General features: G+C 61.5%; 11 protein-coding genes and 1 pseudogene. 5 read left to right on the top strand and 7 right to left on the bottom strand.

Going from position 1 to position 8,772, the window contains the following annotated elements; genetic code table 11:
• Positions 1-72: 72 nt before the first annotated feature.
• The 4 genes from EOA32_RS28645 to mobC form a co-directional block, all read right to left on the bottom strand.
• Positions 73-516, bottom strand: coding sequence for an antitoxin Xre/MbcA/ParS toxin-binding domain-containing protein (locus EOA32_RS28645; RefSeq protein ID WP_128373506.1), 444 nt, complete (start codon positions 514-516; stop codon positions 73-75).
• Between the two features lie 79 nt (positions 517-595).
• The gene (locus EOA32_RS28640; protein WP_128373505.1) at positions 596-811 is read right to left on the bottom strand and encodes a hypothetical protein; all 216 of its coding nucleotides are present in this window, start codon (positions 809-811) and stop codon (positions 596-598) included.
• A 9-nt stretch (positions 812-820) separates the two neighbouring features.
• Complete coding sequence (locus tag EOA32_RS28635; protein ID WP_128373504.1) at positions 821-3,637, bottom strand: hypothetical protein; 2,817 nt, start codon at positions 3,635-3,637, stop codon at positions 821-823.
• A complete protein-coding gene (gene mobC, locus EOA32_RS28630) occupies positions 3,637-4,041 on the bottom strand; it encodes a plasmid mobilization relaxosome protein MobC (RefSeq protein ID WP_128373503.1) in 405 nt (134 codons plus the stop codon). The genes EOA32_RS28635 and mobC overlap by 1 nt, the downstream gene beginning before the upstream one ends.
• A 262-nt stretch (positions 4,042-4,303) precedes the next feature.
• On the opposite strand from mobC, the gene EOA32_RS28625 reads away from it, so the two are divergent.
• From EOA32_RS28625 to EOA32_RS28605, 5 genes and pseudogenes are all read left to right on the top strand, one after another.
• On the top strand, positions 4,304-5,008 hold the full coding sequence (locus EOA32_RS28625; RefSeq protein ID WP_245499407.1) for a ParA family protein: 705 nt from the start codon (positions 4,304-4,306) through the stop codon (positions 5,006-5,008).
• Positions 5,005-5,346: a hypothetical protein gene (locus tag EOA32_RS28620; RefSeq protein WP_128373502.1), complete on the top strand. Its 342-nt coding sequence runs from the start codon at positions 5,005-5,007 to the stop codon at positions 5,344-5,346. The genes EOA32_RS28625 and EOA32_RS28620 overlap by 4 nt, the downstream gene beginning before the upstream one ends.
• 149 nt (positions 5,347-5,495) lie before the next feature.
• The gene (locus EOA32_RS28615; protein ID WP_128373501.1) at positions 5,496-5,972 is read left to right on the top strand and encodes a helix-turn-helix transcriptional regulator; all 477 of its coding nucleotides are present in this window, start codon (positions 5,496-5,498) and stop codon (positions 5,970-5,972) included.
• A 337-nt stretch (positions 5,973-6,309) separates the two neighbouring features.
• Positions 6,310-6,564: a WGR domain-containing protein gene (locus EOA32_RS28610; RefSeq protein ID WP_128373500.1), complete on the top strand. Its 255-nt coding sequence runs from the start codon at positions 6,310-6,312 to the stop codon at positions 6,562-6,564.
• A 142-nt stretch (positions 6,565-6,706) separates the two neighbouring features.
• Positions 6,707-6,984 (top strand): annotated as a pseudogene (locus EOA32_RS28605) (HU family DNA-binding protein).
• A gap of 33 nt (positions 6,985-7,017) precedes the next feature.
• Here EOA32_RS28605 and EOA32_RS38865 read toward each other — a convergent pair.
• The 3 genes from EOA32_RS38865 to EOA32_RS28590 all read right to left on the bottom strand — a co-directional run bounded on the left by EOA32_RS38865 (position 7,018) and on the right by EOA32_RS28590 (position 8,261).
• A complete protein-coding gene (locus EOA32_RS38865; RefSeq protein WP_189407439.1) occupies positions 7,018-7,182 on the bottom strand; it encodes a hypothetical protein in 165 nt (54 codons plus the stop codon).
• 363 nt (positions 7,183-7,545) lie between these two features.
• Entirely contained in the window at positions 7,546-7,872 is a 327-nt protein-coding gene (locus EOA32_RS28595; RefSeq protein ID WP_128373498.1) for a hypothetical protein, read from the bottom strand.
• A gap of 65 nt (positions 7,873-7,937) precedes the next feature.
• Entirely contained in the window at positions 7,938-8,261 is a 324-nt protein-coding gene (locus EOA32_RS28590; RefSeq protein ID WP_085462449.1) for a DUF736 family protein, read from the bottom strand.
• Positions 8,262-8,772 lie beyond the last annotated feature (511 nt).

Genomic DNA, 8,772 nt, shown 5'->3' with positions numbered 1-8,772 from the left:
CATCGAACAGCAGGCCGTAGCCGCCGTCCATCGCATTCGCATACTGGAGGCTCGAAAGCCGCCACAACCGCATCAGGCGGCGGCGCCCCAGGCGATCTTCCCAAGGATGGTTTCCACGACGCGGGCGCCGGCCTCGGTCTGGGCGACGCTCAAAGGCGTCTCGCCACCCAATTCGCCAAGCTCCTTACGCAGCCAACGATTGGCCTTTGCTGCATCCCCAAAGGTCTCTTCCGTCAGCGCCTGGATGCGAACCAGTCTCACGGCGCGGTCGGACTCTTCCACAGTAAGCGGCTGGTTCTTCTCGGCCCGATGGCGACGGGTGCGCTGCGGGATGACGAAGCGCTCGATCTCCTGCTCGCTGAGGCCGGCAACCGACAATCCCTTCAAGGTGGCCAAGGGCAATCTGCGACGGACGATCATGGCGAGATCTGCCTGAGAACGAACATCTGTTCCCAGCACGCTCGGTCCCCCGAGCTTGCGTGAAACCTCTTCAATGACAGCAATGGCAGTGGCCATAGTTCAACTCCGGCAATGTGCCTACAAATTTAGGGCATATTGCCGGAAAATACAATGGCCGGGGTGCTGATGCACGCCACTAGCCCAAAAACCAATCCCGAACGGGCACGAGCCAGCTTTCGACCGCTTTGTAGACGTCGACCAGCCACATCTCCATAGCATCCAGCTGATGCCCGAACAAAATCAGGGGGCCGATGACAATCAGAGCCAACAGTGCACATCCCACAAAGCCATCCGGACGATCAGCACTGTCGTCGGGCGGCGGAAGCGGTTTGATGTGCCAATGCTGCCTCATTGTCCTGACCTAACGCTCCCGTTCGTCGCGCTCGCGGTCGTGCCGCTCATCGATTTCACGCTCCAGTTCGCTCAAGCGCGGAACCTGCTGCTGTGGCGGATCCGCCCGATACTCTTCATTCAACTTCGCCGCACGGCTGCCCGGTTCAGATGGTCCAGATGTAACCCGTACGTTGTCGTCACGTCCCTGTTCTGCTTCTGCGCGGCGCCGGCTCTCCATGTGGATTTCGTTGTTCAGATCGTGTCTGATCGTTGCCATGTCACGTATGTAGCCGTTGCCGTCGATCGCGGCTCTGGCCGCCTCCTGCAACAGAATCGCGTACCGGACCTCGGCCTCGTTCAATTTCGCGATCCGGGCGTCACGCTCGGTTTCTCTTTCGGCAAGGCTCGAAGCGGGTGATCGGCTGTCGCGATTTTCCGGCTCGTAAAGGCGGTGAACGGCGATCCTTGCGGCGTCGATGCGGGCGAACAACTCGTCACCGGCTCGCACCATCTGCTCGTCATGCTGCCGCGCCGGGAGATTCCTTGTAGGATCGTACATGTCGATCGCCCGCTGGGAAGCACGGTGCTGAGTCTCCTCCTTCAGCGCCTCCTGCAGGTTTTCCTCGCCCTTTGATTGTTCGTAGAGATAGGTGTTCCCGTCGAGTGCTTCCCGGGCGTAGCGCTGAAGCACTGCGTCATATCGATTTGACTCCGCAAGATAGTCAGCGCGAATGGTTGCACGTTCGTCCTCTAGGTCACTGCGGGAATACTCGTTCGAGAATCTGGTCGTGGCGCGCTCAAGTGATTGGGCGGCAGCATCATACCCGGCCAAGATCTCATCTCCTTCACGCACAGCCCTTTCGCCATGGCGAGCGATGGCACTGTCGAAGAGATCGTCCCGCGAGACGCGTGCCTCGCCATCGAAGCGCCCCCGATCCGGGTTATCTTTCACCTTTCCATCTACTGTGCCGTCAGCACTGGCCCGCTCCGCCACCTGGAACTTGACCGCATCCTGCGGAGGCCGCGGCGCGTCCCGTTCGCCCTGACCCTGTGGAGCAGCCTCGAGACGCTCGGCCTGAGCCTGTCGCTCCGAAAGCTCCAGATACTCCCGACGGATTTCCACCACCTCGCGTGCCGTCGCGGCGATCTCGTCGAAATCCTTTTTCTCGACCGGCTCGATGGCGGCCTCGACGGTTGCGAGCACTGCTTCGATGCGCTTTTCATAGGCTTCGAATTCCGTTCGCGTCATCGAACGCATGGGCAGGCCTCCAGCTGCGACCAATTTCTCCAACTCTACCATATTGGCTTTCAAATTTGTAGCATTATGCGAATTTTCAAATTTCCCGATGTCGATTTGACTTTCTCTTAGTGCTGCCTGAAGCCGACCGATCTGCGCGGCCGCAAAGTCGGCGTTGGCTTTGTCTGGAGTGGCGCGCATGACCTCGTCCCAAGCTTGGACCGCCTCGACAGCGTAGCCGGCGCTACGCGCCGATCGGGCTGCTGAGTGCCGATTGGCACGCTTGCCATCATACCGGGCCTGCGCGACTCTGCTCGTGCCTTCATGCTCGGTACGGCCGGCATAACTCACCGGCCGCACCTGGTTGCGCGCATATGCCGGCGGATTTCCAAATTCGCGGCGGTCGGTCATCTCCATGTCGATGCCATGCTCCCTCGCCTTCTCGGCCATCAGCGCCCGCCATTGCCGGAATACTTGTGGGCTGGTCACGATCCGATCACCCGTCTCGGAGCGCATGGTGACGATGGCATGGACGTGGATATGCGGCCGCCGGCCGCCCTGCCCCATTTCCTTCGGATCGTCGGTCGGATCATGCAGTGCGAACACGTAGCGGTGGCCGCCGAACTGCTCGCCCAGGAAATCGCGCACCGCGGCCTGGAATGCTTTCACATCCGTGCCTGCGCGGGCCGAGACGATGAGATGCATGACGTCCCTGCCCTTGCGGCTATGTAGTTCCCGTCGCCACTCTTTCTGAACCAGGTCACCAGCCGTTTCGAAATCTCCGATAATGCGGGCCGTCCCATCACGCACGTCACCCTGCGGCGCCCGTTCGACCAGATCTCGTACCCGCGCCGTTGCGAATTCCACGCCGTTGCCGTAGCCGCGGAACCGGAAACGGACTTCCGCACTCCGTCCGACATCGGAATTGTCGACCCTCTCCTGGACCGTCGCCGTTGCCTTGGCGTCAGCAGTCAGGCGCTCGCCGCCTGGGTCGCGCAGCACGACGACGCCGTGGACCTCGAACTCGCCGGCGCTCTTCTCCTTGAAAGCATAGACAAAGCGCCGCTCGCCTAAGCCTGCTCTCAGGATCTCACGCACAAATTCGTGTCGATCGTCTATGCTTGCGATCGATGTCACGGTAACCGACGCTTGAAACATGCCGACATCGCGGCTGGCGGTGCGATTGTCGAAGAGATGCTCCCAATCCTCGCGCAATTCGGCGAGCGCTATTTTACCGACGATCCGCTCGCCTTTTTCATTTTCCACCGGGAGTTCCCCGGAACGCGAGGCGTAACTCATCATGGCCGCCGCCCGGCCCCCGCCGCCATAGGAGGCAAGCTTGACCACCGCCGGCTGGCTCCCCCGGGCAAGCGCCGCAAACCGCGCACGCATTGGCCGCCCGCCAACGTTTCCGCCGAAAGTAACAGCGCGGCCCTGCCGTCGAGCGCTGCCGCTCCAGCCTCCGCCACCCGATGGCAGGTGGGCAACCCCTCCCCTTCGCGGCCGGTCCCAGTCGAGCTCTTCGTGCTCGCCCATCTGCAATTCGTGCAGCAGCGCCGCGCGCCGGCGCTCCCAATCCTGCTCGAAGGCGCCGAGGAAGAACTCCATCAGGTCGCCTCGCCGCGCCGGACAGCGCCGGCACGCCTCGTCATAGCGGCGAGCTCGACCGCGACCGTGGTGGCGATTGCGCGGACATCGTCGATTGCCCCTGTGAGATCGGGCTCTGCGACAGACTGACTAACGTTGAGGGCGCGCGCAATCTGATTGAGGTTACCACCGACGGCGCGCATGTCCTGGATGAGCATCTCAAGGATCGCCCGATCTTCCCTGTTCATGAACGGTCGGACACCTGCGCCTTCGAGCGAGAGCGATCGGACAAATGCCGAAACAGAAAGACCAGCCTGTTCCGCCGCAGTTTCTACGGCCGAGATCTCATCCTCCGCAAAGCGGATGTGGGCGACCTTGTCTCGCCTGGCCGCCCGTCTTGAACGCGATATGTTGGGCGCTTTCATCGCGATCTTTCCTGCCTTTGCGGCCGCCGGCCGCGGATCGAGGGCTTGTCCCTCGATCGTCAGGAAAAATGTATCACATTTTTCCGTATCCTGCCAACTCAAAAAGACATCGAATTACTGCTTATATCGCCACATCTCTATTTTTCTATGGTCATTGTGACTCTACATTTCTATAGTCGTGTGAGCGTGGAGTCACACAAATCCACGTCACCACAGACATGAGTTTGTGTGTGAGTAGAAACACATATTTGTAGGAGAACACATGATGCCGACCGTGATCTCCGCCATCAATGGCAAGGGTGGCGCTGGCAAGACCACCGCGCTCATGAACATTGCCGGCGAATATGCTCTGCGGGGCCTGACCGTCGCCATGATCGACATGGATGCGCGCAGCAATCTGACCAGGTGGTGGAGCGACTGCCGGGAGAAGGAAGCGCAGGCAGAGGGGATCGATGTCCTGGGCCACAAGACGGCTAAGGCAGTTAGCGCCTTTCTGGATCGGGCAGCCGACAGTTTTGACCGCATTTTGATCGACACGCCGGGCGAGGACACCGCGATAGTCGATCCGGTAATTGGATGGTCCGATCTGGTGATCTCTCCAATTCAGGCGTCGAAGCGGGAAGTGCTGGGGGCGATCGATTGTTTCGAGGCCGTCCTGCGCGTCAATGAAGCCCTCGGTCGGCGCTGCCGTCATGGCGTGCTGCGGACGCGCATCTCGCTGACTGTTCGCCACACCGAGCTTTATCGGAAAATCCGGCCGATCATGGAGGACAAGGTCGGGACCTATCTGTTCCGGACCGAAGTGATGGAGCGCAACGTCTACAAGGATATCCAGAACGGCATCGGCACGCTGCAGATGCAGGATTTGACGGAGGCAGTCGCAAAGGCGCGCCGCGAGACGCGGAGCGTCGTCGAGGAGATCGATATGCTCCTCAACCTTGGCGGGGGAAATGGGGGAGTGGAATGAGCCGCCGGGAACATCTGTCGCTCGATGAGTTCGCGACAGCGCCTCGAAAGCAGGTCGCCGCTGGCGGCGTCAACCTGCGCCCACAAGATTCAGCGACCAGATCGCCGGAGCCGCCGAGCAGCAAGCCGGAGGTCGAGGTCGACATGCGGCTGGAGGCAAGAAGGGCGCTCCGGCGGGTGAAGCGCGAACGGGTGAAGGGAGAGAGCTTCTTTGTCAATGTGAGTCTCGATCGGCAGACAAAGCGCCGGTTGAAGTTGGCATCGTTCAACGCGGAAACGTCGATGCAGGCGATTATCGAAGCGGCGATCGTCAAATATCTCGATGAGATAGGTGCGTGATGCCTACGGCGATTTGATCCGGGGCGCACTTTCCTGCTATTAATGTCAAATTGGCTGTAACCACGAGCAGTTAGAGCCGATGGGGATGAATGCGCAGGTCAGACCGACCCGCATTTTTGGGCTACAGGGAACGGGCAGAAGCCGCCGCCATGGCGATCAAGGATGTTCAGAAATACATTGAGGAGCAAGGGCTCGTCGAAACGACCGATGCGGAGTCGGAAAAACCGATCTACAGGAAGCCCGGCTTTGAAGGCATTCGAAGCTTCGGCGAGATGGAGCAGATATTCAGCCAGTTTATCCGCGAGCATCGCGACGCGAAGCGGCTGAACCGCGCGCAGATGGGCACGATGGTCGGGCTGCACGAAACCATCTTCGCCCGCTATGAGCGGGCCTTCTCCAAGCTGCAGGCGACCCGGCTGATCCACCTGTGCGAAATTCTCGACTGTTCGCCCGTGGAAATGATCCACGCGGCAGCCCCTCACCTGTTCGGGGAAACCCGCAGGGAAGCCGACGACAAATTGAAGCTGGTGTTGCGCATCCTGGATATGCCGGCATCGACGGCATCCAGCCTGCTTGGCATGATCGAAGGATTGGTGGGCGAGCGCGATCGCTCCAGTCAGTCATAAGGGCCGCGAAAAAAAGTAGCAAATCCTGGCGTGCGCAGGCGCCGCGTCCAGCCGTTCCAGCACCCGTTCCGAGCCGCGATCGTCGCGAATGTGCTCGGCAGTCGAGCGTGGCGAGAGGATCGTGACCGAATGGGCCGAAACCGCGCAGCGGGTTCGGTGAGCGCAGCGAATAGAGCCGTGCCCCCGCAGGGGCCTCGCCCAGCCCCTGCTTAGGGAAAACGATGCCAATTACGCCGCAGCCAAATGTCAGCAACCCATCACCGCAATGAATCTGTTGTGCCGCATTGATTCAGCGAAGTCGTTGGACGCCGCTTCCGCAGCAAGCGAGACTCCGCCCATGGATTATGAGGAAACAGGCCCGGTACATCTTCGCCGCATCGACCCATCTCGGAATATGCGGCGTTTCTATACGCTCGCGATCCAGCCGACCCTGTTCGGAGGCGCTTCCGTCATCCGCAACTGGGGCCGGATCGGCACGAACGGCCAGTCGATGATGGAGACGTTCGACAGCGAGGATCACGCGGCCAGCGCTTCGCTGCGGCTCGAACGCACCAAGCGTCGCCGGGGATATCGCGACTGCAACCCCGCGTAAGATTCCGACCCCGAGGGCGAAACACCCGAGAACCCAGCGATTTTCAGTGGATGTGCGCGATGGCAGCCGTGTCGCCCCTGCTTGGCATCTATTCGTTGTCATACGGGAAGAATAGGCCCTCGAGACAGGCGACATTCTTTTCATGACGACAGCAACCGAGATTGCCGACAAGATTGCAGCAGCGCAGAACCTCACAAGGCGCAGGCCAAGGCCATAGGCGACAGCGTCTTTAAGGAGATTGTCCCAGCGGCGGCGAGCGGAGCCGAGACGAACATCCCCGGCTTCGGAAAATTCAAGGTGAAGGCGACGCCGGCGCGTGAAGGTCGCAACCCGGCCACGGGCGGAACGATCAAGATCGCGGCGTCGAAGAAGCTGGCCTTCGCGCCGGCGAAGGCCGTGAAGGACGCGCTCAACGGCTGAGGCCGCCAAGCGCGTCCGAGGCGCGACGCCACCCTAGAAGGGCGGCTCGCTGCTGAAGAGGCTTTCCTGCTCGGCCCAGATCGCCTCGCGCTCGGCCAGTGCCATCGCCAGCTCCTCCTTGATCCAGCGCCGCTCGTCGGCATCTACGGCGTTCCGCAACTCCGCCCGAAGCTCTTCAATGTGTTGATCGATCGACATCGTCATCTCCTTGATGTTTGTGAAGGACGACGCCGGCGGCGATGGCGGGCCGGAGGGGTCAAGGATCGCCCAGCGACCGCCGGAGGCGGCGAGTGGGGGAGCCGAAATGCGCAAGCATTTTGGGGGGACCGCTCGTCCTTGAGGCCTTCGGAGCGCCATGGCACCATGGGACGACCTGAGCAGACACCCCATGCCCGGATATGCGACCGGAAACCGAGAAGCAGACGCGGCACCGTCCCGTGTGAGGCGCCAACGTGGCCACCGTGACAGGTCAGCGTTGTGATGACGTTCGACGGAGACGGCCCGGGTTGGCAAAAAAGAGGCCCTTGCCGGACGCTTGCCCGGCACCGGCCTCTTTCGTGGCTACTTCGATTGCAAATGCCGCAAGAATGCTGCGAGCGGGCCGTCTTGCGGCTGTCGGTCGGCGCCCTTGGCGAGATCTTCCGCAAGCAGCCGTGCGACATCGTTGGGTAGCGGCATGAAGTCGAACCCGCGTGATCGCGCTGCCGCGTGCAGCGCGTCGAGGGTTTCGTACTCGCAGTCGCCGGTGCCGAGCCACAAAGCGAGATCGTCGCCGCTCTCGTCGGGGAACGCCTGCAGGAACAAGGTGCGAAGCGGCGGATCATAGCCGATGACGGCGTTGGGATCGGAGCGGTGGTCGCTGGTGACGGTGATGGTGTAGCGGCTCATGGCAACCTCCTGATCGAATGGAGCGAAAAGAGAGCCGGCCCCTTGCGGAGCCGGCTCGCTGCGGTTCACTGCGGGTTGTTCCAGAGGATCACCTTCTTGTTCTCGTCGCCGCCGGGGGCGGGAGCGAGGTTGCCGAAAATCACGCCGATCTCGGGGGCTTCCAGCTTGACCGAGAGGTATTCCTCGCCCGAACGCTGGGAAATGCGGTGCCAGCCGGCTCCGATCTCGAAGCCCGTGCGCTTGTTGACGATGCGGTAGTCGGGAGCATCCTCGCGGGTCTTGTTGGCGTTCGGGATCAAGGTGATTGGGGCGTTGACCCGCAGCGTGGCGAACACGCCTTCCATCGAACCGTCGGCCTTGGCGGTGAGATTTGCGATCGTGGTGGCCATGGTAGTTCTCCTTCGGTTGCATCGGGACCATTCCCGATGGCGCCAAAGGAGGGGGCCGTCCTGCTGCGGTCACTCGGCAAGAAATTCTGGAAAATTCTATTTGCCGCAGACAGCGGGCCGCACTTTCAAGGGCCCCGCTTGCGGGAAGGAAAGTGCCTGGCCCGCAACAAAAACCGAAATCGAATTTTTCTGAATTTTTGCCGAGCGTACCCCCAACGGGGGTTGACCGCAAAAGCAGGCGGTCCACTACAAAGGCGACATGACACGGGAATGGTCCGGATGTGAGCGAAGACGATGCCTCCGGCGACCATCGCAGATCCTTCACGCCAGGCACCACGGTCGCGTCAAGCGTTTGCCCCCGCCTGCGGATCTGCCCGCCCTCGCCTGTCCCACGAACGACGCCCCGCGCCAGGAAACCCGGAGGCGTCCGCCGTCAAGTGCCGGGTATTGCGCTCGGCGACGGCGGGCGTTGCTCTGTTCCCGCGCCGGCGGGGGTATCCAGGGTCAAGCG

It is taken from the genome of Mesorhizobium sp. M1A.F.Ca.ET.072.01.1.1, from assembly GCF_004023325.1.
Lineage (GTDB): Bacteria > Pseudomonadota > Alphaproteobacteria > Rhizobiales > Rhizobiaceae > Mesorhizobium.
The sequence above is the reverse complement of the archived record's forward strand: the minus strand, read 5'-3'. Positions and strand labels throughout refer to the sequence as shown.

Bases quoted from the DNA above. Each gene is read 5' to 3' on its own strand.
- EOA32_RS28645 (WP_128373506.1), bottom strand. From the start codon at position 516: ATGGCCACTGCCATTGCTGTCATTGAAGAGGTTTCACGCAAGCTCGGG.
- EOA32_RS28640 (WP_128373505.1), bottom strand. From the start codon at position 811: ATGAGGCAGCATTGGCACATCAAACCGCTTCCGCCGCCCGACGACAGT.
- EOA32_RS28635 (WP_128373504.1), bottom strand. From the start codon at position 3,637: ATGGAGTTCTTCCTCGGCGCCTTCGAGCAGGATTGGGAGCGCCGGCGC.
- mobC (WP_128373503.1), bottom strand. From the start codon at position 4,041: ATGAAAGCGCCCAACATATCGCGTTCAAGACGGGCGGCCAGGCGAGAC.
- EOA32_RS28625 (WP_245499407.1), top strand. From the start codon at position 4,304: ATGATGCCGACCGTGATCTCCGCCATCAATGGCAAGGGTGGCGCTGGC.
- EOA32_RS28620 (WP_128373502.1), top strand. From the start codon at position 5,005: ATGAGCCGCCGGGAACATCTGTCGCTCGATGAGTTCGCGACAGCGCCT.
- EOA32_RS28615 (WP_128373501.1), top strand. From the start codon at position 5,496: ATGGCGATCAAGGATGTTCAGAAATACATTGAGGAGCAAGGGCTCGTC.
- EOA32_RS28610 (WP_128373500.1), top strand. From the start codon at position 6,310: ATGGATTATGAGGAAACAGGCCCGGTACATCTTCGCCGCATCGACCCA.
- EOA32_RS38865 (WP_189407439.1), bottom strand. From the start codon at position 7,182: ATGTCGATCGATCAACACATTGAAGAGCTTCGGGCGGAGTTGCGGAAC.
- EOA32_RS28595 (WP_128373498.1), bottom strand. From the start codon at position 7,872: ATGAGCCGCTACACCATCACCGTCACCAGCGACCACCGCTCCGATCCC.
- EOA32_RS28590 (WP_085462449.1), bottom strand. From the start codon at position 8,261: ATGGCCACCACGATCGCAAATCTCACCGCCAAGGCCGACGGTTCGATG.